This is a genomic window from Plastoroseomonas arctica (genome assembly GCF_018128965.1).
Lineage (GTDB): Bacteria > Pseudomonadota > Alphaproteobacteria > Acetobacterales > Acetobacteraceae > Plastoroseomonas > Plastoroseomonas arctica.
On the sequence record NZ_JAAEDH010000006.1, the window covers coordinates 93,396 to 117,328 of the forward strand.

Here is a 23,933-nt window from a genome sequence, read left to right on the forward strand (position 1 = left end):
AGCGCCTGTGGACGATCGCCTATGAACGCGTCAAGGAAGCAGCTGTTCCACGGTGTTCGCCGCTCTCGCGCGCCAGCAACCGCCGTAGCGCGGCGTGCAATTCGCCCTCGGCCAGCGGCTTGCGCAGCAACTCGGCACCACGGGCGACGCTGCTGCCGGGCGGAAGCTCCCCGTAACCCGTCGCCCAGACCACCGGGACGCCACGGTCGGACAGCAGCTCCGCCACCGGAAAGGCAAACCGCCCCTTCAGGTTCACATCGAGCACCGCCGCACTCAGGCGGCCTGCCTCTGCCGCCGCGAGCTTCAGCGCCTCGTCCAGCGCCATGGCGGGACCGATCACTTCGCAGCCGAGCCGGGTCAGCGTCTCGGTGATCTCCATCGCGATGAGCGGCTCGTCCTCCACGACCAGAACCGCGCGCCCGCGCAGCGACCTTGGCGCCACGACGGGCGCCGGGCGGCCCGAAGCCGGATGTTCGATCCTGTCGACACCGCCGCCATCGGCGGCCGCCAGGTGTCTCGGCGCGATGGTCACCTCGCAGCACAGGCCACCCGTCTCCCACGCCATCGTCGCCACGCCGTCGAGCTGGCCGCGGACCGTCGCCTCGATCAACGTGGTGCCGAAGCCGCGGCGCTCCGGTGCCGCAGCGATCGGCGGCCCGCCCTGCTCGTGCCAGCAGAGGCGAACCGGCGCATCGGGCGCGTCCTGCTTCCAGGAGACGCTGAGGCGGCCTCCCGTGGTGGAGAGCGCACCGTATTTGACCGCATTGGTCGCCATCTCGTGCAGCACCATCGACAGGGGCTGGACCGCCTCGGGTCGCAGGCGCAGCGCCTGACCCGCGATCACCACGCGCGCGCCGCCGCTATGGGCGGCCAGCTCCTCATCGACGACCGCGCGCAGGTCGGTGCCGCGCCAGCGATCATCGGACAGCAGGGTATGCGCCCGGGCGAGCGCGGCGACGCGGCCTTCCACCGCATGCGCATATTCCCGCACGTCGGACGCCTTGGTCAGCCGCACCACGCTCTGCACGACGGCGAGCGCGTTCTTCGCGCGGTGGTCCACCTCCCGCGTCAACAATGCCTGGCGCTCGGCGGCGGCCCGCCGCGCGGTGACGTCGAGGAACAGCGCGCCGAACCGCCCGGGGCCGACCCGGTAGGCGGAGAGTTCGAACCAGCGCTTGAGCGCGGCGGTCTCGTGCTCGACATGGGCCGGTTCGCCCGTCTCGACCACGCGGGCGAAGGTCTCGACCCAGAACGGCTCGATGCCCGGCAGCACCTCGCTGGCCAGCCGCCCGGTAAGCCGGTGGACGGGAATGCCGGTCAGGCGTTCGACGGCCGCGTTGACCTCCACATGACGGAAATCCACCGCGCGGCCCGTGGCGTCATGGACCAGTTCGCCGATGAAGCAGCCCTCGTGCATGCGGTCGAGCAGGTCGCGCCAACGCGCCTCGCCCGCATCGACCGCCGCCGCCGCTTCCCGCCGGATGCGCGCGAGCCGGAGATTGGCGCCGACGCGTGCGAGCAGTTCGCGCGCCGAGAACGGCTTGACCAGGTAGTCATCGGCGCCGGCATCGAGACCCTCGATCTCCGCCTCCTCCCCGGCGCGCGCCGAGAGAAGCAGCACCGGTGCCTCGCGCGTGCGCGGATCCGCGCGCAGGGCACGCACCAGCCCGTAGCCGTCGAGCCGTGGCATCATCACGTCGGACAGCACGAGCGCGGGCGGGTTTTCCCGCGCGACCGCGGCCGCCTCTTCCCCGTCGGGCGCCGTCTCCACCCGGTAGCCCGCGGCGGTGAGGAGCCGGCGCAGGTAGTCCCGCATATCGGCATTGTCATCCGCGACGAGGATGCGCTCGGCCGTGGCGGTGGTCGCCCCGACCGCCAGTTCGGCGCCGGCGAGGTCCAAAGTCTCATCGGCGCGCGCGGCATCCTCCCCATCGGGGAGCCAGCGCAGCGCCTCGCCCACGAAGGCTTCGGTGCGCGCGGCGGTGGACGCGATAGCCGCAGTCGACGCGGCGGCGGCGAGCGCCTCGGCCGGCACATGCGCGGTGCCGAGCGGAACACGGACGGTGAAGACGCTGCCGCGACCGCGCTCGCTCGTCGCGAAGACGTCGCCGCCGTGCAGCCGCGCGAGTTCGCGCACCAGCGCGAGCCCAATGCCGCTGCCCTCATGCGTGCGCCCCGCGGCACCCTCGACGCGATGAAAGCGGTCGAACAGACGCGGCAGCTCCTGCTCGGGAATGCCGGTGCCGGTGTCGCGCACGACGAGCTCCGCGCAGCCATCCGCGGCGCGGAGCGACACGGCGATCATGCCCTCGAAGGTGAACTTGAATGCGTTGGAGACGAGGTTGAGGACGATCTTCTCCCACATTTCGCGATCCACATGCACCGGGTCGCTCAGCGTCGGGCAGTCCACCACGAGGCGCAGCCCGGCGCGCTCGCAGGCCGAGCGGAAGGCGCTGGCGAGGTCGGCGGTGAGCGGGCCGAGATCGGTGGGTGCGAAGCGCGCCTGCACGCGCCCGGCCTCGACGCGGGAGAAATCGAGCAGCGTGTTCACCAGGCGCAGCAGCCGCAGGCCGTTGCGGTGCGCGGTCTGGGTGAGGTCGCGCTGGTCACCCGGCAGCGGCACCCGCAGCAGCTCCTCCAGCGGGCCCAGCATCAGCGCGAGCGGGGTACGGAATTCATGGCTGACATTGGAGAAGAACGCGGTCTTCGCGCGGTCGAGCTCGGCCAGGGATTCCGCGCGGCGGCGCTCCGCCTCATAGGCGCGGACATTGGCGACGGCGGTGCCGATATGCCCTGCGGCGAGTTCGAAGAATGACCGGTAGGCGGCGTCGAGGGGGCGCCGCGGATTGACGCCGCAGACCAGGAAGCCCGCCGGCTGCTCGTGCCCGGGTGCGGCGAGCGGCAGCACCAGCGCACGCGACGCCGCGTCGCCCCAGGGACCACCGGGGAGCGGCGGCAGGCCATCAAGGCTGGCCTCGACCGGCAGGCCGGATTCGGCGGCGGCGCGCAGCGGCCAGGGCGCGCCGATGCCGGCAGCATCGCCGACGGCGGCGGGATGGTCCTCGGGCAGGCCCGCGTGCGCCGCGAGGCTGACCCGGCCACCCTCCGCATCGAGCAGGTAGATCAGCGCGAACGGCACGTCGGCGGGCGAGGTCTCCAAAGTCGCGGCGGCGCGGGCGCAGGCATCCTCGGCGCTGCGCGCCTCCTTCGCCCGCGCCCCGAGCTCACCGAGCACGCGCAGGCGGCGCTCACCTAGGATGCGCTCGGTCTCCTCGGTCACCACGCACAGCATGCCCGAAATCCGCCCGTCATCATCGGCAAGGGGCGAGTAGGAGAAGGTGTGGTAGGTCTCCTCGGGAAATCCGGAGCGCTGCAGGAACAGCAGCAGCGCCTCGTCCCAGGTCGCCTCGCCGGTGGAGAGCACGCGCTCGATCCGCGGCCCGATATCCGGCCAGATCTCCTGCCACACCCTGTCCGAGCGCGCGCCCAGCACCCAGTCGCGCTTGATGCCGACGGTCGGGAGATAGGCGTCGTTGCACAGGAAGGTCAGCTCCGGCCCCCACGCCATCCACATGGCGTAGCGCGAGCCGAGCATGGTGCGGACGGTGGTGCGCAGCGCGACTGGCCAATGCTCCGGCGGACCGAGCGGCGTCGCCGCCCAATCCTGGCGGCGCATGCGGTCGCCCATGTCGCCGCCGAGTGCGAAGAGGTCGGGCGAAGCGGCGCGAGGCAAGCTGACTTTCCCAGGAAGTTCCATGCACACCGTCGATCGAGCGCAGATCATTGAGACATTTGGCAGCGTCCACGCCAGCTAACGCGGCACCCGGCGAATGAGGAATGTAACGGCTGCCTCGATCGGTTCACGTTTCCGTGACTGCAAAGCCGCCGGGCCGACGCCGCCGCCCGGTTCGCCCATTCGAAAGCACGGCATCGAGGGCGGCTCATTGCGCCTCGAAATGCTGCTCTCCTAGGCCGCCCAGAGGCAGCCACAGCACGTCGTCGATCCCTCGCGCACCGCTCGCCAGCATCGCCAGCCGGTCAAAGCCCAGCGCGATGCCCGCGCTCGCCGGCATGCCGTGGTCCAACGCGGCGAGGAAATCCTCATCGGCTGGCCAGCCCTCGCCATAGCGGCGCTGGCGCTCGGCGACATCGGCCGCGAAGCGCGCCCGCTGCTCCGCCGCGTCGGTGAGCTCGTCGAACGCATTGGCCAGTTCGATCCCCGCCACGAACAGCTCGAAGCGGAGCGCGGCGCGCGGGTCGGCGGGGTCGCGCCGCGCCAGGGCCGCCTGCGGCGCCGGCCAATGCGTGAGGAAGGTCGCGCACTCGCGCCCGATCACCGGCTCCACCCGCTCCAGCAGCAGGCGGAAGAACAGGTCCTCCCAATCCTCGCCTTCGCGCAGCGCGACACCGGCGGCCGCCGAAAGCATCGCGGCATTGCCCCGCCCCTCCGGCGAGACCGTCGCTAACAGATCGGGCACGGCGGCGTGGCGCGCGAAGGCCTCGGCCATGGGCAGGCGCTGGAAAGGCAGCGCGAGGTCGGTCTCGACGCCGGCATGGCCCACCCGCGGCGGGCAGACGGCGCGGATGAACGCCTCCGTCTCATCCATCAGCCCAGCGAGATCGGCACCCGGGCTATACCATTCGAGCATGGTGAATTCCGGATGGTGGCGCGGCGAAACCTCGCCATTGCGCCACACCCGCGCGAGTTCGAAAACCGGCCCGGCGCCGCCGGCGAGCAGCCGCTTGATCGCGAGTTCGGGCGAGGTGCGCAGCCACAGCGTCGTCTCCCGCCCGCGCCCCAGATGCGGGCGATAGCGCGTGGAGAAACCCATCAGGTGCACCTCCATCCCCGGCACCGGCACCAGGCAGGGCGTCTCCACCTCGCGGTAGCCGCGCGCGGTGAAGAATGACCGCGTCGCAGCGCTCAGCCGTGCGCGCGCATCGAGAAAGGGCAGCCGCGCGGCCAGACGCTCAGGATGCCATATGGGCTTCTCCGCCATGGACGCGCTCACCCTTCCCGGACTACCACCGCATCATGCCCGATGGCCTGCCCCCCCGCACCCTCCGCGATGCCGATGCATTGCTCGCCGCCGGGCTGATCACGCCCGCTGCAGTATACGATGCGCGTGCCGTCGGAGCGCGCTACGCCATCGCGCTGACGCAAGCGGTTGCACGCCTCATCACCGCTCCCGATGACCCGATCGCGCGGCAGTATCTGCCCCATCCGAACGAACTGATCAGCGCGCCGGACGAGATCAGCGACCCCACGGCGGATGCACCGTTTACGCCGGTGAAGGGCGTAGTGCACCGCTATCCCGACCGGGCCCTGCTCAAGCCGCTGCTGGCCTGCCCGGTCTATTGCCGCTTCTGTTTCCGCCGCGAGGTGGTGGGGCCCGATGGCGGCCTTCTCACCGAAGCCGAGCTCGACACCGCCATCGCCTGGTTCGCGCACACGCCCGAAGTGCGCGAGGTGATCCTCACCGGCGGCGATCCGCTGATGCTCTCGCCGCGCCGCCTCGCGGACCTCCTGGGCCGGCTCGCGGCGATCCCGCATATCGACATCCTGCGCATCCACAGCCGCGTGCCGGTCGCCGATCCCAGCCGCGTCACCGCGGCGCTCGCCGATGCGCTGACGCTGGACAAGCCGCTCTACCTCTGCGTCCACGCCAACCACGCGCGCGAATTTACCGATGCGGCGCGCGACAGCCTGCGGCGGCTGCACGGCGCGGGTGTCGTGCTGCTCGGGCAGTCGGTGCTCCTGGCCGGCGTCAACGACAGCGAAGCCGCGCTGGAGGATCTGTTCCGCGCCATGCTGGCGGCGCGCATCAAGCCCTACTACCTCCACCAGCTCGATCTCGCGCCGGGCACGGCCCGCTTCCGCGTTCCGGCCGCGCGCGGCCGCGCGCTGCTGCAGGGGCTGCGCGGCCGTGTTACCGGCCTCGCCTGGCCGGCCTATGTCGAGGAGGCGCCCGGCGGCGCCGGCAAGCGGCCGATCGGCCCAGGATTTCCCGCATGAGCGCGCCACCCAGCCGCATCGTCAGCCTCGCGCTCGGCCGCACCGCCATCGGCGCGCATGAGGTGGAACGCCTCGCCCCGGACACGCTGCTCACCATGCTGCGCCCAGGCACCGAGCAGCGGCCGCCTCTGTGGGTCAACCGCGAGGATGAATCCTTCGAGGCCCTGCGGGTCGACCAGACGCTGCGCCCTAGCGCGATCGCGCTGCTGGAGGATGTGACGATCCATCCCGGGCGCTACCTGATCGCCGGCGACGCCTATGTGCTCGAGAGCCTGAACAACTCCATCCTGGACGGCGCGATGGACCTGTCCGCGGAAACGCTGCCGTCCGAGGCCCTGCTCGACTCCCATCGCGCCGAGGCGCTCGAGCAGCCGCGCGCGTTGCCGGATGCGGAACGGACCTATGCCTGGGTGTCCAGTTTCTGGTGGCGGAACTTTGGGCACTGGCACATCGAGACCTTGTCGGCGCTCTCGATGATCGAGATGGCGGGGCTAGCCGTGACGCCGCTGTTCCCACCGCTGGCGCCCTGGCAGCGGACCTGCCTGCTGCTCGCCGGCTGGGGACCGAAGCGCTATGTCGAATTGCCCGACCTCGATCCGGTGCGGGTCTCGCGGCTGATCTATCCCTCGCCCGCCTGGCTGTTCCAGGGCAAGACACTGGACCTGTTCGGCATTCCGCCGCAGCTCGGTGGCTGGGTGCGGCGCATCGCCAGCAGCGTCGCCGCCCGCGCGCCTGGCCGGGTCCTGCCGCGGCGCTTCTTCATCCGCCGCAGCGCGGGTGCCGCGATCAACCGGCCGCTCGACAACGAGGCGGAGGTCGAGGCGGTGTTTTCGGCGCGCGGCTATACGCCGATCGCGCCGGAAACCATGGGCTACGAGGACCAGGTGCGGCTGTTCTCCGGCGCCGAGCGCATCGCCGGCGCGGCCGGTGCGGCCTTCGCGCTGCTGCCCTTCGTGGCCCCGGGCACGCATGTCGTGCAGCTCGGCCATCGCGAGGGCTGGTCCTATGCCTGGCATGGCTGGTCGTCCTGCTTCACCGCGCCGCGCCACTTCGCCTATCACGAGCACCCCGACCGCATCGCGATGCAGCAGGGGCCGGGATGGAAGGATGTGGATCACTGGTCGATCGACGTGCCGCGGATGCAGCGGGTGCTGGCGCGCCTCGACGCCGTGTGGGGGTGAGCCGCGCCGGGTGCTAGCGGATCAGCCGCTGCAGCGCCTGCTCGGTGCATTCGCGCGGGAAGACGTAGAACACGAACACATAGGGGTCCGAGGCCTCGAACACCGAGGGGTCGGGCGAGGCGCGCTGCATCGTCGCGCGATCCAGCGCCGCCATCGGCTGCCAGGCGCCGTCGAGCTCGAAATAGGTCTCGTAGCCGAGCGCATCGAGATAGGCCGGCACCGACCAGGTGGAGCCCAGGCGATGGCGCTCCTCGATCTCGATCGTGAGATAGGGGCGGCAGCGGATCAGCGTCTCGCGCGCGCCGCGCAGCACCTCGTATTCCGCACCTTCGCAATCGAGCTTGATGTGGGTGAGGTCGGTCAGCGCCAGGCTGTCGAGCGGGCGGATCGGAACCTGCCATTTGCGCACCGCCACGCGCGCCGGGTCGAAGCCGGCATAGGTCTTGGCCGTCGAGGCCCATTGCTCCTGCGCGACGCCGTCGAGCACCGGCATGGCGAGGGTGATGGAGCCGAGCGTGTCGCCCAGCGCCTCCGGCACCAGCGTGACGTGGGGCGGCGGAGCGGGCGCGAAGGCGGCCTCGAGCCGGGCGAAGGCGGGCGGCGCGGGCTCGAACGCGACGACGCGCGAATCGCGCAGCGCCGCGAAGGGCCGCGTGATCAGCCCGTCATGCGCACCGACATCGAGCAATGTGCCCGGGCGATGCAGCCTTGTGTGGAAAGTGATCTCGTCCATGCCGGCCCAGGCTACCGCATCCCGCGCCGCGACGCACGCAACCGGGCGCTGTGCTTCGGGCCCGATCCGCGTGATGATGTCGCGACACAAGACGGAGTGCGGCGATGCGGCTGGGGCAATTGATCTACACATCGCGGCCGTTCGGCTTTGACGCGCCGACGCTGGACGACATCCTGCTCGTTGCGCGCGCGAACAATGCGCGCTCGCGGATCACTGGCGCGCTGATCTGCCGGGCGGATCTCTACATGCAATTGCTGGAGGGCCCGCGCGACACGCTGACCGACACGTTCGGCCGCATCCTGCGCGATGATCGCCACCTGGAGGTGCGCCTGGTGCATTGTTCCGACGCGCCTGCGCGGCTGTTCCCCGAATGGTCGATGCGCGACGACCCACCGCATTCGTGGATGTGGACGCAGGAGCAGGTGCGGGCGGGTGCGGCGCGCGACGCGCTGGCGAGCGAGGCGATGGACGTGTTCGCGCGACTCGCGACGCTGCCGCGCGGCGGCTGAGCCGGGCTCAGGCGGCCGCGATGGCGGCGTTCATGGCGCGCACGCCGGCGGCCGGGCCGTCCGGATGGCTCCACACCGCACCCACGACCGCGAGGAAATCCGCCCCGGCCTGCACCAGCGGCGCGCAGTTCACGGCCGTGATGCCGCCGATCGCGACGGAGGGGATCTCGAACATCTCCGACCACCAGGCGAGCAGCTCCACATCGGCGCTGTGCGCCGTCTCCTTGGTAAGCGTTGGGAAGAAGGCGCCGAAGGCCACGTAGTCGGCACCCACCTCGCCCGCCTGCATCGCAAGGTGGCGCGAGGCATGGCAGGTGATGCCGAGCGTCCTGCCGTCGAGCAGCTTGCGCGCGGCTTCGTGGTCGCCATCGCCCTGGCCGAGATGCGCGCCATCGCAGCCCAGGCTCGCCGCGAGTGCGGCGTCGTCATTGAGCAGGAAGGCCACGTTGCGGGCCTGGGCGATGGGCATCAGGGCATCGACGGCGCGCTTGATCGCGTCGGGCAGGGCGTCCTTCAGCCGAAGCTGCAGGCAGGCGACGTCGCCAGCGTCGAGTGCCGCGGCGAGCAGGTCCGGGAACTCCGGCGGCAGCACCGGCGGCGTGATGAGGTAGAGGCGGCAGTCTGGCTCCATGGCCGCAGGAATTCACGCCCGCAGCTCGATGGCAAGGCCGAGTGCGACCACGGCCGCGAAGAACACGCGCTTGAAGGCGGCCTCGGAGAGGCGCCCGCGCATCCGCGTGCCGAGCGCCTGGCCGGCGAGGGCCGGCAGCAGCGCCAGCGCGGAAGCCGCGACGAGGCGGCCGTCGAGCCCCCCCGCCGCGCGCAGCAGCACCGCCAGTGCCAGGGTGGAGACCGTGAAGGAGAGCGCCAGCGCCCGCACCAGCGCGTCCTTGGCGAGGCCCAGCGTCTGCAGCCAGGGGACCGCCGGGATCACGAACACACCCGTCGCGGCGGTGAGCGCGCCAGTCGCGACGCCCACCGGAAGCCCGGCGCGCTCCGGCAGCGCGATCCGCACGCCGAGCAGGCCCAGCGTGCCGTACAGCGCCAGCACCAGGCCCAGCACGGCGCCGCCATAGCGCCCGCCGAAGCCACCCCAGAGCAGCGCGCCGAGCCCGGTGCCCAGCACCACGCCCAGCAGCATCGGCCACAGCCGCCTGGCCAACCGCGCCGTCTCCGGCCAGGGGCGCATCTGCACCAGGTTGGTGACGATATTGGGCAGCAGCAGCAGCGCCGCCGCCTCGGCCGGTGCGATGAGCAGCGTCATCAGCGCCATGCCGATGGTGGGCAGCCCAAGCCCTATGGCGCCCTTCACGAAGCCGGCGAGGAGGAAGACGAGAGCGAGCGGGAGGAGCATGTCCATGTGCGACCACTACACGCCGCACTGACAGCCACGCTTCGTCCGGGACCGAAGCGGTGGACGGCTTCAGCCCAGCAGGCTCGTCCCGGTCATCGCCGCGGGCTGGTCCAGGCGCATCAGCGCCAGCAGCGTCGGCGCCACATCGGCAAGCCGTCCCTCGCGCAGCGCCACCCCTTCGCCACCGCCGAGAAGCAGGACCGGAACCACGTTGGTGGTGTGCGCGGTGTGCGGGCCGCCGGTCTTGGGGTCGGTCATCTGCTCGGCATTGCCGTGGTCGGCGGTGACGAGCAGGGCGCCGCCCACCTCACGGATCGCCTGCGCGATGGCACCAAGCCCGCGATCCACCGCTTCCACCGCCTTGATCGCGGCGGGCAGGCTGCCGGTGTGGCCGACCATGTCGGCATTGGCGAAGTTCAGCACGATCAGGTCCTGGGTGCCGGCACGGATTGCGCGCACCGCTTCCTCGGTCAGCAGCGGCGCCGCCATGTCCGGGGCCAGGTCGTAGGTCGCGACCTTGGGCGAGCTGATCATCAGCCGCGTCTCGCCCGGCAGCGGCTGTTCGTCGCCGCCGTTGAGGAAGTAGGTGACGTGCGGATACTTCTCGGTCTCGGCCATCCGCAGCTGGGTGCGCCCGACGGCCGACACCGTGGTGCCCAGGATGTCCGCCATCGGCTGGGGCGGGAACAGCGTGGCGATGAACGGCTTCAGCGTGCTCGCGTATTCGGTCATGCCCAGGGCGGTCGCGAATGCGGGTCGCGGACCGGCCGGGTAGCCGGAGAATTCAGGGTCGAGAAGTGCGGCCAGCAATTGCCGGATGCGGTCGGCGCGGAAGTTGAACGACAGCAGGCCGTCGCCATCCTTCATGCCGTCATAGGTCCCGATGATGGTGGCGGGCACGAACTCGTCGGTCTTGCCGCCGGCATGGGCGGTGGCGATGGCCTCCGCGGCGGTCTGCGCGCGCGGGCCTTCGCCGCGCAGCATGGCGTTGGTCGCCTCGCGCACGCGCTCCCAGCGATGGTCGCGGTCCATCGCGAAATAGCGGCCGATGATGGTGCCGATGCGCACATCGTCCATCGGCGCGATCGCGGCTTCCAGGCGCTCGATCGCCTCGGGGGCGGAGCGCGGCGGCGTATCGCGCCCATCGGTGAAGGCGTGGATGACGACCGGCACGCCGGTATGGGAGATGTGCTCGGCGAGGGCCGCGGCATGGTCCTGGTGCGCATGCACGCCGCCGGGCGAGATCAGCCCGATCAGGTGCGCGGTGCCGCCCGAGGCGAGCAGCCGGGCGATGAAATCTTCGAGCGGCGGCATCGCGCCGAGCGTGCCGTCGTTGATCGCGGCGTCGATGCGCGGCAGGTCCTGCATCACCACCCGCCCGGCGCCGATGTTGAGGTGCCCAACCTCGGAATTGCCCATCTGCCCCGGCGGCAGGCCGACATCGCCGCCCGAGGTGCGCAGCGTCGCGTGCGGGCATTCCGCCCAGAGCGCGTCGAAATTGGGCGTCTGCGCCAGGGTGACGGCATTGTCGGGCGCCGGGGGCGCCTGCCCCCAGCCATCGAGGATCAGCAGCATCACGGGGCGGGGCGCGGAGGACATGGCGGCGGGTTACGGCGCCCAGGCGAATGGCGCAAGGGTCCGGCACCCCGCACCCGGCAGCAATCGCGGCGTTCATGCGCCTTTGATCGCTGCGCCCGTTCAGGCAGGGAAAGGCGAGACGCCGATCACCCAGCGATGCGCCAGAAGCATCGCAATCCAGGCCACCGTCCCGATCGCGACGGGCAGGACCAGCTCCGTCGGCACCACATGGTTGCGCCCGGCCGCGATCGCTCCGCCGGGCAGGATCGAGGTCTGCGCCCGCAGCGCGGCGAAGCCGGCCGGGTTGCGCGCGGCGAGCTTCGCATCGATCGAGGGCATGCCGGCCAGCGCGGTCACCGCGAACGCGCCGAAGAACACCAGGCCCGACTGGGTGCCGTTCACCAGCGCGTGGAGGATCGCCCAGATCGCGAAGGACCACAGCATCGGGTGGCGGGTGATGCGGATCATCCCGCGCGGCGCCGCCCCTTCCCCGCCCATGGCGGTGGGGTTCTTCGTCGCGAGCGAGCCGGCGAACAGGATGAAGGCCGGCAGCATCAGCACCAGTGCCAGCCACTTCAGCGCGCCGGGCGTGGTCCACAACGCGACGGCCGGGCTCGCCTTCCAGGCACTCACCAGCAGCGCGATCGCGACCACCGAGCCGAGCGAGAACGCGATGCGGAACCCGTTCTCGCCGATGCGCGCCACCAGCACCCCACGCAGCCCGGTGCCGGCGATGCCGACATGGACAGCCACCCAGAGCAGGCCAGCCAGGACGAGGAGGAGCATGCGCGATGACCTCTCAGGGACGCCAGGGGCGGTGGTAGGGATGACCCTCGCGGATCATCTGGGCACGATACAGTTGTTCCGCGAGCAGCCCGCGCACCAGAAAATGCGGCCAGGTGAGCGGCCCCAGTGAAAGGCTCGCCTCGGCCCGCGCCAGCACCGCCGGATCCAGGCCCTCGGCGCCGCCGATGAGAAACGCCAGCGGCCGGCCGGCATCCTGCCATCGGACCAGCATCGCCGCGAGCCCTTCCGAACCCGGCGCGGCACCGCCGAGGTCGAGGGCCACGGCCAAAGTGGAGGGCGCGAGCGCGGCGAGCAGCGCTTCGCCTTCGCGCCGGCGGATCTCGGCCGCGCTGCCGCGCGCCTCCGCAAACTCGGTCACCGCGAGCGGGGGGCGCATGCGGCCATTATAGTGGTCGAACAGCGCGGCCTCCGGCCCCGGCTTGATCCGGCCGATGGCGAGGAGGCGAGCGGGCTTCAGGGCAGCGCGGGCGTGGCGCCATCCGGCGCGGGGCTGTCCGGGCCCCACATCCGCTCGAGCCCGTAGAGCGCGCGCGCCTCGGGCTTGAACAGGTGGATGACGAGGTCGAGCGCGTCGATGAGCACCCAATCGGGCGAGGCCTGGATGGCATCGCGCTTGAGGCGCAGGCCCACCTGCTCCAGCGCCTCGACCAGGTGCGTCGCCATCGCCTGGATCTGCCTGTCGACCAGGCCCGTCGCGATGATGAGGCGGTCGGCGTAGTCGGCGCGGCCGGTGACGTCGAGGATGCGGATATCCTCGGCCTTGTCGTCCTCGAGGCTTTTCGCGGCGGCGGCGACGAGCTGCTCCAGCCGGTCGGGCGCGACCTTGGGCGGGCGGGTCTTGCGCGTCGGGCGCGGCGGCGCGGGCCGCTTGGCCTCCGTGACGGCAGGGGTAGGCTTCGCACCGCGGGTGCGGGGCACCGCCGTCACGCGCGTTGACGTCGTGGCCCGGGCCGGCGCCTTGGTGGCGCGCTTGGCCACGGCGGCCGGCTTGGCGGCCGTTTCAGGCTTGGCTTTCGGCTTCGACTTTGCCTCGGGGACCGCGGGCTTCGCCTTGGGCTTGGTGGCGGGTGCCGCCACGCGCTTCAGCGCGGGCTTTGCCGCCGGCGCTGCGGCATCGGGCTTCGCGGCTGCCCGCGGCTTCGCGACCTTGGCCGGCTTGTCCGCCGCCGGACCCGGCTTGGCCGCCGTGGTCGCCTTGGGAACGCGCCTGGGGCGCGGGGGATCCTCGGCGGGGGCGGGCGGGCTGGCCTTGGGCGTGCGGGCTATGGAAGCCTCCTGGTGTTGATGCGCTGTCTCATGCCGCAACGCGCCTCGCCGCGCCATCCCTTCTTGCGTTGCGGATCGCGGTGGCACTCAGCGCCACCTCGCGCGCCGGGATCAGACACCAGCCGGCATGGCGCGGTGCGGGGCCGGCCAGCAGCGCCCGCGGCTTGCGCCGATGCCGCGCGAGCACCGTCGCCGCCTGCCCGTGCAGGGCCGCGCGCGAGTGACCGGGCCGCGGCAGGATCGCGATCGGCGTGTCCCGCGCGAGCGCGCGCCAGCGCCGCCACTGCGGCAGCTGCGCGAGGTTGTCCGCACCCAGCAACAACACGAAGCGCGCATGGCGGAACCGCCGCCTCAGAGCCGCCAGCGTATCGGCGGTGAAGCGGGTGCCAAGCGGGCGCTCGATGTCGGTCGCGATGCTGCGCGGCGGGGTCGCGATCGCCTTCGCCGAGGCCAGGCGATCCGCCAGCGGGGCCATGCCTCTCGCCGGCTTCAGCGGGTTGCCCGGCGAGACCATCAGCCAGACCTGGTCGAGGGCGAGTGCGGCCAGCGCGCGGCGGGCGACATGGGCGTGGCCGGCATGGGCGGGGTTGAAGCTGCCGCCGAGCAGGCCGATGCGGGTGCGTCGCGCATCGCCCCAGGGGTTGGGCGCGCTGTGGGTGGCAAGGCGCGCGTTGTGCTGCACGCGGAGGTTCCGAGGCTTCTGCCCCTCCCTGTGCGTCACGAGATGCGATGGAGACAGACCTTCGCGTCGTGTTCGCCTCGGCGAAGGGACCGCCCCTTCGCGTGGCACGCGGTTCGGCGAGGGGCTCGGCCCCTCGCGCTCCTGGCCGGGGCATGGCGGCATGCCCGGGGTCCCACCATCAGATGCCATGGATGGCGGGACGGGTCCCGGGGTCAGTAGTCGTCGTTGCCGCCGCCACCGCCGCCGAAATCGGCCGAGGCGTCATCCTGGCTGCCGCTGCCCCAATTGTCGGCCTGGCCACCGCCGCTGCCGGCATCCCAGCCGCCCTGGTCAGCGACCGGCGCCGCGTCGGGCGTGGGCGAAGTCCAGGGCGAGGATGGTTCGGCCGGAACCGCCTCCTGGCCGAAGGCGCCCTGGCCCGGTGTGGCCGCCGCGGCCTGGGCCGCGCCGCCATGGCCGCCCAGCGAATTCATCAGCATGTTGCCGAGCACGAGGCCGCCGGCAACGCCGGCCGCACCGGCCAGCGCGGTGCCCAGGAAGCCCATGCCGCCCCGGCCCTGCTGCAGCGCCTGGGGGTTGTAGCCCGGCGGATATTGCGGCTGCGGCGGCGGCGGCATCGGCGCCTGCTGCGGGCGGCCACCGCCGAACATGCCGCCGAACATGCCGCGCGGCTGCTGGGCGCCCTCACCCTGACGGCGGGCATTCTCGACTTCCCATTCCAGGCGCTGGATGCGGTTGTTGGCCTCGACCAGCGCGGCCTCCTGCACGAAGGCGGATTGCGTCAGGCGGTAGCGCGCTTCGGGCAGGCGGGCAAACAGGTCGGCGATGAAGCGGTCCGCCTCCGGGTCGACCGGCGGCAGGTTCGGCGCCTGGCCGACCTGCGGCACGGAGGCGCCCCAGGGGCTGCGCGACGGCGCGGCCTGCGCGACGCCGGCAATGCGTTCGATGAAGGTCTGGATGATGCGGCGTTCTTCGTCGGTCATTTGGGCTGATCCTTCTCCCGGCGGTGCTTTCGCGGCATGACGCGAAGTGGTCCGGCGGCTGGTGGGATTCAAGACGCGGGATTGCGGTCCGGTAATGCAAGGCGCCGCCACTCGATCGCGGGGCATCGGTCCATGACGATCGCAAGGCCGGCGGCGCGCGCGCGCTCGGCCGCGGCCTCGTCGACGACGCCGAGCTGGAGCCAGATGCTCTTCGCGCCGAGCGCGATGGCCTCGTCCACCACGGCCCCGGCTTCTTCCGAACGGCGGAACACGTCCACCATGTCGAGCGGCGCGGCGTCTGCGAGCGAGGCGGCGACCGGCGTGCCGAGCAGCGTCTGGCCGGCGAGGCCGGGGTTCACAGGCGTCACGTCGAAGCCGCGCTCGATGAGGAAGGCGCTGACCGAATGGCTCGCGCGGGCAGGGTTCTGCGACGCGCCGACCACGGCGATGCGGCGGGTGCGGAGCAGGAGGTCGCGGATTTCAGCGTCGGTCATGGGGGGATGCTATCAAGAAAGGATCGGTTCGGGCAGGGTGCGCGCCCATGAGCCGGATTCTGGCCGCATTGGCGGCGATCGTATTTCTGACCCTGGCCGCCTGGTGGTGGCCGAACCGGCCCCAGGCGGCCGACGTGCCCATGCTGGCGGAGCGGTTCAACTCTGTGAGCTTCGCGCCCTTCCGCCCCGGCCATTCGCCGCTGCGCGACATCTTCCCCACTGCCGCCGAGGTCGATGCCGACATGGCGCTGGTCGCCCGCCGCGTGCGCGCCATCCGCACCTACGCCTCGATCGAGGGGAATTACGAGGTGGCCGAGATCGCCGCCCGCCACGGCGTGCGGATGTGGAAGGGCGCCTGGCTCGGGTCCAACAGGGCGCAGAATGAGCGCGAGCTGGCCCGGCTGATCGAGATCGCGAACGCCCACCCCGAGACGGTGGAGCGCGTGGTGGTCGGCAACGAGGTGCTGCTGCGCCGCGACCTGCCGCCGTCCGAGCTGATCGCCGCACTCGACCGCGTGAAGGCCGCGGTGCGCCAGCCGGTGACCTATGCCGATGTGTGGGAATTCTGGGTGCAGTTCCCCGAGATCGCCGCGCATGTGGACATCATCACCATCCATATCCTGCCGTACTGGGAGGATGAGCCGCTGGGCGTCGAGCGCACAATGGCGCATGTGCGCGATGTCTATCAGCGGATGCAGGCGCTGTTCCCGGGCCGCCCGATCGCGATCGGGGAAATCGGCTGGCCTTCGCGCGGCCGCTGGCGCGAGGATGCGGCGCCGAGCCGGGTGAACCAGGCGGTGTTCATCCGCGAGTTCATCGCGCTGAGCCGGGAGATGGGGTTCGACTACAACCTCATCGAGGCCTTCGATCAGGTGTGGAAGTACAAGAGCGAGGGCACGGTCGGGGCGGCGTGGGGCCTGTGGACGGCGGATCGGGCGGAGAAGTTTCCGCTGTCCGGGCCGGTGGTCGAGAACCCGGACTGGCCCTGGTACGCGGGGCTCGCGCTGGTGCTGGCGGGATGCCTGTTCATCCTCACGCGCTTCGCCTTTCCTGGCTCGGGCTGGCGCGAGGCGCTGGCGGCCGGCGCCCTGGGCAATGCGCTCGCCTATGCCGTCTGTGGCGGGGTGCCCTATGCCTTCGATGAGCATCTGATGCTCGCGGTGACGGTCAACCTCGTCGGCCAGGGTTTGCTCGCGGCGTTGTTGATGCGCCGCGTGGCAGGCGCGCCGGCTGCGCCGCGTTCGGGGCGCGACGCCACGGTGCTGGTGCGCGGCCTGTTGCTGGGCCGCTGGCGCGTTCTGCGCGGGTGGCGCGGCTTCGCCTTCGAGGATCTGTGCTTCGTCTTCGCCTGGGCGGCGATGGTGTTGCAGGTGATGCTTTTGGTGGACCCGCGCTATCGCGATTTCCCCTTCGCGACCTTCGCCGTGCCGCTGGTTGTGGTGCTGGTGGGTGTCGTCTTGCGGCGGTTGCCGCGTGGCGGTGGCGGCCGCGAGGAATGGGTTCTGGGCCTGGCGCTCGTGGGCTGCGCCTTGGCAAGCGCCGCGCGTGAGCACCCGTCCAACCTGCAGGCCATGGGCTGGACCGTCTGCGCGTTGATTCTGGCGCTGCCCGTGCTCTTGCGGATGCTGCCTTCGCCGGCCAGCCCCACGTCGCAAAAATAAAAGAATGGGGGTCTGGGGGAAATTCATTTCCCCCAGTCTTTCAGCCAGCCACGTACCCGTAGGCGAGGTTGCTCCGCTCGCCACCCGCCGCCGCGTATTGCGACTTCATCGTGCTGACCGGGTCATTCTCCAGCCCCGCGCGCTGCCGGTCGTAGCGATACATCCGCACGGAGTTGTCCGCGAAGATCGCGGTCTTCGCCGGCCCATCGGCAGCACCCAAGGGGGCGAAGCCATGGCGCCGCTGCATGTCCTCGGGGATTTCGAGCCGGCGCAGCGCCTCGATCTGCCACTGCGGCGAGCCGGTCCAGACCGCGTCCGTCCCCCACACCACATGGTCGGCACCGAGCCCCTTGATGAGGATGCCCATCAGCGCCGCGGCGAGGTTGGGCTGCACCACGGTCGTCTGCGCGAAGATCTGCCCGAGGTCGCCGTAGACGTTGGTGACGCCATACTTCTCGGGGATCTCGGCAAGGTCGGAGGTCCACTCCACGCGCCCGGTGCGCTCGAATTGCTCGAGCCCCTGCTCGGCGGTGCCGCCGCCGGCGAAGCGGTAGGCGGAGTGGTAGACGACGAAGCGCATCTGCGGGAAATCCTTCGCCGCCTTGCCGAGGTCATCGACCTTCGCGTAGGGCAGCAGATGCGGGAAGCGCTGCTCGATGGCGGGCGGGAACAGCCCCTTGTGGACGCAGACGATGTCGTGCCCGGCGGCGAGAAGCTTTTCGTAGAAGGGATACATCAGCCGCTCGTCATCGAGGCGCCAGGGCCATTGCGCGAGGTGCTTGTTGGTGTTGTCGCCGATCGTGTAGCCCTTGAAGCTGTCCGGCCGGAGCTCGGCAATCGCGCGGTCCACCTGGTCCATCCAGCCGGGCTGGCCGGGGGTGAAGATCGCGTGGCTCATGCAGCGCCGCGTGCCGGCGGCCTCGTTGATGCGGCGGCGCGCGTTGAACTTCATCTCGTTGGTGAGGAACCAGTCCTGCGGCTCGTCGGACGGCGCGCCGCTGATAAGCGCGACCTTGGTGTCGCTGTCGAGGAAGATCTCCTTAAACCAGTTCGCGTATTTGAGGCTGTCGATGGTCTGTTCCTCGGGATTGAGGGCCGGGTTCCAGCCCGCCCGGCCGACCGCCCGGCGCATCTCGACGAATCCCATGATGCGGGTGTCGTCGCGCAGGTAGTGCGTGTGGACATCCATGATGAACTGGTCGCGCAGCGAGGCGGCGCGCGCCGCGGCCGCATCGGGCTGCTGCGCCTCGGCCCGCGACACGCCGAAGACCGGCCCATAGACCTCGTTCATCGCGAGGAAGGCGGCCGCCATGCCGGAGGCGGATGCGAGAAAACCACGCCGCGAGAGGCCCTGCTTCGCGCCGAGCTCATCGGCCATGGTGATGATCCGCGCCTCGACCTGCTTCTGCATGGGCGTCTGCGGAATGGGGGAGAATTCGTCGGAGGAGACGACCTGCGTCGGGATGGGAGACGGAAACATCGCCTCCTGCGCCGGACGCAGTTCGGCAATCTCATCATCGGTCAGGAAGCCCATGGTCGTCTCCTCCGGTGCTGTTGGGCGGAGGGTGCAATGGGCGGCCCGGAGATTTCAAGCGTGAAGAAGAAGGCCGGGCGCGCAGCCCTTGGATACCCTTTGAGACGGAGGTCCAGGATCGACACGATCCTGGCGGGTCCAGGGCGGAGCCCTGGCCTTCCTTCTACGCCAAAGGCCGCCCCGGCGCGCCCAGCGCCGCCCAGACTCCCAGCGCCGCCCCGAGCATCCCCCAGGTGGCGTTGAAATTGACCGTCGCGATCATCCCCATCGCGAGGGCCGCGACGCGCACCGCATGCGGCCCGCCGAGAAAGGCCCAGATGCCCAGCGCCAGCGCGCCGCCGCCCCAGAGTTGCCAGTGTTGCAGCCACAGCAGCGCCGCGCGCGGTTCGCAGGCGATGGGGCGCGGGGTGGCGGCGCAGATGGCACCCCAGGCGCGCGGCTCCACCCAGATCTCGCGATAGGCCAGCATCGCGGCGAGGGCCACGAGGGCGATCAGCAAACCGGTCCAGTCGCGACGATTCATGCGCCTGAGTAACACTGGCTTGCCCAAACGGGAAAGACGGCCGAAGTGAGGGGCATGCACATCCCCTTCTTTGACAAGCGGCCGCGCGTGGCGCTGCTCAGGCTTTCCGGCCTCATCGCGTCGCGGGGGTCACCGCTGACCGGCGGCAGCATCAACGACACCGTCACCGGGCCGATGATCGAGCGCGCCTTCGCGATCAAGCGGTTGGCGGGCGTGGTCATCGCCATCAACTCGCCGGGCGGCTCCCCGGTGCAATCCGCGCTGGTCGCCGGCCGCATCCGCCGGCTGGCGGAGGAGAAGGGCGTGCCGGTGATCGCCGTGGTCGAGGATGCCGCGGCGTCGGGCGGCTACTGGATCGCCTGCGCGGCGGATGAGATCGTGGCCAATGCGTCGTCGATCCTGGGTTCGATCGGCGTGATCAGCGCAGGGTTTGGCGCGGATCGCGCGATCGAGAAGCTGGGGATCGAGCGGCGCCTGCGCACCGCAGGCACGGAGAAATCCTTCCTTGATCCCTTCCGCAGCGAGGACCAGGCCGATGTCGCCCGCCTCGAGGAGCTGCTCGCTTCCCTCCATGAGGAGTTCAAGGACTGGGTGCGCACGCGGCGCGGCGCGAAGCTGACCGGCGACCCCGAGGCGCTGTTCACCGGCCGCTTCTGGATCGGGCGGCGGGCGGTCGCACTCGGGCTGGCCGACGCGCTCGGCACGACGGACGGGGTGATCCTGTCGCGGTGGGGCAAGGATGCGAAGGTGATCACCATCGGCGCGCCGCGGCGACCCATCCCGTGGCGTTGGCTGCCGGGGCCGGAGAGCCTGGTCATGGCGATCGAGGAGCGCGCGGCCTGGGGCAGGCTTGGCCTGTAACCCGCGGGCTTCTACAACGCCTGCCATGAGCCGCCCGCTGAATTTCCAGGACATGATCCTGACCCTGCACGCCTTCTGGGCGGAGCAGGGCTGCGTGATCCTGCAGCCCTACGACATGGAGGTTGGGGCAGGGACGTTCCACCCGGCGACGACGCTGCGCGCGCTGGGGTCCGCGCCCTGGTCGGCCGCCTATGTGCAGCCGTCGCGCCGGCCCTCCGATGGGCGCTACGGCGAGAACCCGAACCGGCTGCAGCACTACTATCAGTACCAGGTGATCCTGAAGCCGGTGCCGGCCGACCCGCAGGCGCTGCTGATCAAGAGCTACCGGCGCCTGGGCATCGACCCGCTGCTGCACGACATCCGCTTCGTCGAGGATGACTGGGAAAGCCCCACGCTTGGCGCCTGGGGCCTGGGGTGGGAGGTCTGGTGCGATGGCATGGAGGTGACGCAGTTCACCTATTTCCAGCAGGTCGGCGGCATTGCCTGCGAGGTGCCGGCGTGCGAGCTGACCTACGGGCTGGAGCGGCTGGCCATGTACATCCAGGGCGTCGAGAACGTGTACGACCTGGACTACAATGGCCGCGTGAAATACGGCGAGGTTTTTTACCGCGCCGAGGTCGAGTACAGCGCCCATAACTTTGAGCACGCGGACACCGCGATGCTGTTCCGCCATTTCGACGATGCGGAGACGGAGTGCCAGGCGCTGCTGACCCATGGGCTGGCGCTGCCGGCCTATGACCAGTGCATCAAGGCGAGCCACCGGTTCAACCTGCTCGATGCCCGGGGCGCCATCAGCGTGACGGAGCGCGCGGCCTATATCGGCCGGGTGCGCACGCTGGCGAAGGGCTGCTGCGAGGCCTGGATGGCGGGGGGGCCGCGGTGAGGTTGCGGCGGGGCGCGGTTTCTACCATATACCGGTCTCGTTCTACCCGGAGGCCGCCATGGGCCAGCTGAACATCAAGGACGAGACGCTGATCGCCGAGGCCAAGGAGCTGGCGGCGCTGCTCGGCACCTCCACCACGGCCGCGCTGCGCGAGGCCGTGCATGCGCGGCTGGAACGCGAGAAGGCCGGACGGGACGAGCGCCGCGAGATGAAGGTCGCGGCCATCATGGCGATCGCACGCGAGGCGTCGAAGCTGTTCCTGCCTGGCAGCACCAGCGACCACTCCGATCTGTACGACGAGAACGGCTTGCCTAAGTGATCGTGGATACCTCCGCCATCCTGGCGATCCTGCGCGAAGAGCCAGAGGCCGAGGCATTCAGCTCGGCCCTGCTGGCGGCGCCGCAGGTGGCGATGTCAGCGGCAACGCTGGTTGAAGTCACGCTGGTGACGGAAGGCCGCGCCGTCCCGGGCATACGGTCCCGGGTCGATCGGCTGCTGGCGCAATCGGGCATCGACATCATTCCCTTCACCGCGGAACACGCGGCGCTTGCTGCCGAGGGCTGGCGGCGCTTCGGCAAGGGGCGCCACCCGGCGGGGCTGAATCTTGGCGACTGCTTCGCGTATGCCCTCGCGCAATCGCGCAACGAACCGCTGTTATTCAAGGGCGCTGACTTTCCCCAGACCGACGTGAAGGCGGCCGTCTAGCCCATGCCCGAACTGCTGATGGAGCTGTTTTCGGAGGAGATCCCCGCGCGGATGCAGGCGCGGGCGGGCGAAGAGTTCTGTGCGTCCTTCCGCACAGCGGCCGGCGCGCTGGTGGCCGGTGGCGAGGCGCGCGCCTTCTGGGGGCCGCGCCGCATCACGCTGCATGTGACCGGGCTTGCGTCCGAGGTGCCAGGGCAGTCGGTCGTGGAGCGCGGGCCGCGGCTGTCGGCGCCCGACCAGGCGATGGCGGGGTTCCTCAAGCGCCACGGGGCGACGCGCGAGGCGCTAGTGGCCGAGGGCGATTATTGGGTGCTGCGGCGGGAGACGGCGGCGGAGCCGATGGATGCCTGGCTGGCGCGCACCATCCCTGCGCTTATCCGGAAGCTCGCCTGGCCGAAATCGATGCGGTGGGAGGGCAGCTTTGCCTGGGTGCGGCCGCTGCGGCGCGTGCTGTGCGTGTTCGATGGCGCGGTGGTGCCTTTCGCGCTGGGCGAGGATGCGCCGGGGATTGTGGCGGGCGACCTGACCGAGGGCCACCGTGTGCAGGCGCCGGGCGCCTTCGCGGTGCGGAGTTTTGCCGATTATGAGGCGGGGCTGCGCGAGCGCTTCGTGGTGCTGGATGCGGGCGAGCGGGCGCGGATCATCGAGGATGGTCTGGCGCGGCTAGCGGGTGAGCGCGGGTTCGCCGTGGTGCCGGATGCGGGGCTGCTGGCGGAGGTGGCGGGGCTGGTGGAAAGGCCCGTGCCGTTGATGGGACGCATCGACGATGCGTTCATGGACCTGCCGCCCGAGGTGATGCGTACGACGATGCGCGTGAACCAGAAGTATTTTTCCATGACGACGCCGGATGGGCGCGCGGCGCCGGGGTTCGGGGTGGTCGCGAATATCGCGGCGAAGGATGGCGGCGCGGCGATCATCGCCGGGAATGAGCGCGTGCTACGGGCGCGGCTGAGCGATGCGCGGTTCTTCTGGGACCAGGACCGGAAGCAGACGTTGGAGAGCTTTCTGCCGAAGCTGGATAGCGTGGTGTTTCACGCGAAGCTGGGGACGCAGGGGCAGAGGGTGGCGCGGCTGGAGAAGCTGGCGGGCGAGATCGCCGGGCGCATTGGAGCTGACGCGGCGCTGGCGGCGCGCGCAGCGCGGCTAGCGAAAGCAGACCTTGCGTCTGGCATGGTGGGAGAGTTCCCCGAATTGCAGGGCGTGATGGGGCGTTACTACGCGCTGGCTGATGGCGAGGATGCGCGCGTAGCCGAGGCGATCGGAGCGCATTACCGGCCACTGGGGCCCGGTGATGCCGTACCTGTCGAAGCAATCGCGGTCAGCGTAGCGCTAGCAGACAAGATCGACCAACTCGCTGGCTTTTTTCGGCACGGTGAGAAGCCCACGGGGTCAGGCGACCCCTATGCTCTTAGACGAGCGGCGCTCGGGGTAATACGGATCGTACGCGAGGCCGGGTTAAAGGTCGGCCTCCGCCCGTTTCTTTTTGCAGCCGTTCAGACGGTCAATCTAGATGCGCATATGCAGCATAGGGCGTCAGTCGACGACCGTCGTGACGAGCTTTCGGATCTGGTCGAGGCACCAGTTGTCGCAGACGCACCAGCTGAGTGGCATACTTCCTCGTCCAACGTCGCCGCGGAGGTCCTCGACTTCCTCACCGAACGCCTCCGCGTCCAACTCCGCGCCGAGGGGGCCCGCCACGACATCCTCACCGCCGTCCTCGCCACCGGCGTCGATGACGACCTCGTCCGCCTCCTCGCCCGCACCGAAGCCGTGCGCGCCTTCCTCGAAACCGAAGCCGGCACCAACCTCCTCGCCGCCGCAAAGCGCGCGCAGAACATCCTCCGGATCGAGGAAAAGAAGGAAGGCGCTGCCTTCCCGCCCGGATTCAGCGCCGCCTCCGGCGCACCGGACCAGGAACGCGCGCTCGCAAAAGCGCTGGCCACGGCCCGTATCGAGGTGGACCAATCCCTTGGCCAGGAAGATTTGGAAGCCGCCATGGTCGCCATGGCGCAACTTAGAAGCCCGCTCGACGCTTTCTTCGAGCACGTGATCGTCAATGATTCCGACAACGAAATTCGCCACAATCGTCTGCAATTGCTGGCCGGTCTGCGCGCCGTGCTCGACCAGGTCGCTGATTTCTCCAAGATCGAAGGCTAAGGAACT

At 70.6% G+C, this 23,933-nt stretch carries 23 protein-coding genes; 9 read left to right on the forward strand and 14 right to left on the reverse strand.

The window, feature by feature from the left end:
- Positions 1 to 19 precede the first annotated feature (19 nt).
- Together GXW79_RS07285 and epmA are read right to left on the reverse strand one after the other, a co-directional pair.
- The gene (locus tag GXW79_RS07285) at positions 20 to 3,733 is read right to left on the reverse strand and encodes a response regulator (RefSeq protein ID WP_211873689.1); all 3,714 of its coding nucleotides are present in this window, start codon (positions 3,731 to 3,733) and stop codon (positions 20 to 22) included.
- 208 nt (positions 3,734 to 3,941) lie between these two features.
- Positions 3,942 to 5,000: an EF-P lysine aminoacylase EpmA gene (gene epmA / locus GXW79_RS07290; protein WP_211873690.1), complete on the reverse strand. Its 1,059-nt coding sequence runs from the start codon at positions 4,998 to 5,000 to the stop codon at positions 3,942 to 3,944.
- 35 nt (positions 5,001 to 5,035) lie between these two features.
- On the opposite strand from epmA, the gene GXW79_RS07295 reads away from it, so the two are divergent.
- Together GXW79_RS07295 and GXW79_RS07300 are read left to right on the forward strand one after the other, a co-directional pair.
- Positions 5,036 to 6,016, forward strand: coding sequence for a lysine-2,3-aminomutase-like protein (locus GXW79_RS07295; RefSeq protein WP_211873691.1), 981 nt, complete (start codon positions 5,036 to 5,038; stop codon positions 6,014 to 6,016).
- Positions 6,013 to 7,197, forward strand: a complete 1,185-nt coding sequence (locus GXW79_RS07300) for a glycosyltransferase family 61 protein (RefSeq protein WP_211873692.1) — start codon at positions 6,013 to 6,015, stop codon at positions 7,195 to 7,197. Before GXW79_RS07295 ends, GXW79_RS07300 begins: the two co-directional genes overlap by 4 nt.
- A 13-nt stretch (positions 7,198 to 7,210) precedes the next feature.
- On the opposite strand, the gene GXW79_RS07305 is transcribed toward GXW79_RS07300, so the two are convergent.
- A complete protein-coding gene (locus tag GXW79_RS07305) occupies positions 7,211 to 7,930 on the reverse strand; it encodes an FkbM family methyltransferase (protein WP_211873693.1) in 720 nt (239 codons plus the stop codon).
- Between the two features lie 104 nt (positions 7,931 to 8,034).
- On the opposite strand from GXW79_RS07305, the gene GXW79_RS07310 reads away from it, so the two are divergent.
- A complete protein-coding gene (locus tag GXW79_RS07310; RefSeq protein WP_211873694.1) occupies positions 8,035 to 8,439 on the forward strand; it encodes a BLUF domain-containing protein in 405 nt (134 codons plus the stop codon).
- A 7-nt stretch (positions 8,440 to 8,446) separates the two neighbouring features.
- On the opposite strand, the gene thiE is transcribed toward GXW79_RS07310, so the two are convergent.
- From thiE to GXW79_RS07355, 9 genes are all read right to left on the reverse strand, one after another.
- The gene (gene thiE, locus GXW79_RS07315; protein WP_211873695.1) at positions 8,447 to 9,070 is read right to left on the reverse strand and encodes a thiamine phosphate synthase; all 624 of its coding nucleotides are present in this window, start codon (positions 9,068 to 9,070) and stop codon (positions 8,447 to 8,449) included.
- 12 nt (positions 9,071 to 9,082) lie between these two features.
- Positions 9,083 to 9,799, reverse strand: coding sequence for a sulfite exporter TauE/SafE family protein (locus tag GXW79_RS07320; RefSeq protein WP_211873696.1), 717 nt, complete (start codon positions 9,797 to 9,799; stop codon positions 9,083 to 9,085).
- 63 nt (positions 9,800 to 9,862) lie between these two features.
- Positions 9,863 to 11,392, reverse strand: a complete 1,530-nt coding sequence (gene gpmI, locus GXW79_RS07325) for a 2,3-bisphosphoglycerate-independent phosphoglycerate mutase (RefSeq protein WP_246503794.1) — start codon at positions 11,390 to 11,392, stop codon at positions 9,863 to 9,865.
- 99 nt (positions 11,393 to 11,491) lie between these two features.
- Entirely contained in the window at positions 11,492 to 12,157 is a 666-nt protein-coding gene (locus tag GXW79_RS07330) for an NnrU family protein (RefSeq protein ID WP_211873697.1), read from the reverse strand.
- Between the two features lie 13 nt (positions 12,158 to 12,170).
- A complete protein-coding gene (locus GXW79_RS07335) occupies positions 12,171 to 12,611 on the reverse strand; it encodes a 23S rRNA (pseudouridine(1915)-N(3))-methyltransferase RlmH (protein WP_211873774.1) in 441 nt (146 codons plus the stop codon).
- 20 nt (positions 12,612 to 12,631) lie between these two features.
- The gene (rsfS, locus tag GXW79_RS21870; RefSeq protein ID WP_408901545.1) at positions 12,632 to 13,483 is read right to left on the reverse strand and encodes a ribosome silencing factor; all 852 of its coding nucleotides are present in this window, start codon (positions 13,481 to 13,483) and stop codon (positions 12,632 to 12,634) included.
- Positions 13,473 to 14,126, reverse strand: a complete 654-nt coding sequence (locus GXW79_RS07345; RefSeq protein WP_367614833.1) for a nicotinate-nucleotide adenylyltransferase — start codon at positions 14,124 to 14,126, stop codon at positions 13,473 to 13,475. The genes rsfS and GXW79_RS07345 overlap by 11 nt, the downstream gene beginning before the upstream one ends.
- A 212-nt stretch (positions 14,127 to 14,338) precedes the next feature.
- A complete protein-coding gene (locus GXW79_RS07350; protein ID WP_211873700.1) occupies positions 14,339 to 15,109 on the reverse strand; it encodes a DUF2076 family protein in 771 nt (256 codons plus the stop codon).
- Between the two features lie 68 nt (positions 15,110 to 15,177).
- Positions 15,178 to 15,603 carry a CoA-binding protein gene (locus GXW79_RS07355; protein ID WP_211873701.1) on the reverse strand — a complete coding sequence of 142 codons (426 nt, stop codon included), beginning with the start codon at positions 15,601 to 15,603 and terminating at the stop codon, positions 15,178 to 15,180.
- A 47-nt stretch (positions 15,604 to 15,650) separates the two neighbouring features.
- Between GXW79_RS07355 and GXW79_RS07360 the strand changes: the two genes are divergently transcribed.
- On the forward strand, positions 15,651 to 17,264 hold the full coding sequence (locus GXW79_RS07360; RefSeq protein WP_211873702.1) for a glycoside hydrolase family 17 protein: 1,614 nt from the start codon (positions 15,651 to 15,653) through the stop codon (positions 17,262 to 17,264).
- A gap of 40 nt (positions 17,265 to 17,304) precedes the next feature.
- Here GXW79_RS07360 and GXW79_RS07365 read toward each other — a convergent pair whose 3' ends face one another.
- Together GXW79_RS07365 and GXW79_RS07370 are read right to left on the reverse strand one after the other, a co-directional pair.
- Entirely contained in the window at positions 17,305 to 18,798 is a 1,494-nt protein-coding gene (locus GXW79_RS07365; protein ID WP_211873703.1) for an amidohydrolase family protein, read from the reverse strand.
- Positions 18,799 to 18,961: 163 nt separating this feature from the next.
- On the reverse strand, positions 18,962 to 19,321 hold the full coding sequence (locus GXW79_RS07370) for a hypothetical protein (RefSeq protein WP_211873704.1): 360 nt from the start codon (positions 19,319 to 19,321) through the stop codon (positions 18,962 to 18,964).
- Positions 19,322 to 19,375: 54 nt separating this feature from the next.
- Between GXW79_RS07370 and GXW79_RS07375 the strand changes: the two genes are divergently transcribed.
- The 5 genes from GXW79_RS07375 to glyS are packed head-to-tail and all read left to right on the forward strand — an operon-like array spanning position 19,376 to position 23,927.
- Positions 19,376 to 20,182 (forward strand): S49 family peptidase, encoded by an 807-nt coding sequence (locus GXW79_RS07375; RefSeq protein WP_211873705.1) that lies wholly within the window; start codon positions 19,376 to 19,378, stop codon positions 20,180 to 20,182.
- Between the two features lie 25 nt (positions 20,183 to 20,207).
- Positions 20,208 to 21,065: a glycine--tRNA ligase subunit alpha gene (locus GXW79_RS07380; RefSeq protein WP_211873706.1), complete on the forward strand. Its 858-nt coding sequence runs from the start codon at positions 20,208 to 20,210 to the stop codon at positions 21,063 to 21,065.
- Between the two features lie 58 nt (positions 21,066 to 21,123).
- Positions 21,124 to 21,384 carry a type II toxin-antitoxin system VapB family antitoxin gene (locus tag GXW79_RS07385; RefSeq protein WP_211873707.1) on the forward strand — a complete coding sequence of 87 codons (261 nt, stop codon included), beginning with the start codon at positions 21,124 to 21,126 and terminating at the stop codon, positions 21,382 to 21,384.
- On the forward strand, positions 21,381 to 21,770 hold the full coding sequence (locus GXW79_RS07390) for a type II toxin-antitoxin system VapC family toxin (protein ID WP_211873708.1): 390 nt from the start codon (positions 21,381 to 21,383) through the stop codon (positions 21,768 to 21,770). The genes GXW79_RS07385 and GXW79_RS07390 overlap by 4 nt, the downstream gene beginning before the upstream one ends.
- Positions 21,771 to 21,773: 3 nt before the next feature.
- A complete protein-coding gene (glyS, locus tag GXW79_RS07395) occupies positions 21,774 to 23,927 on the forward strand; it encodes a glycine--tRNA ligase subunit beta (protein ID WP_211873709.1) in 2,154 nt (717 codons plus the stop codon).
- Positions 23,928 to 23,933 lie beyond the last annotated feature (6 nt).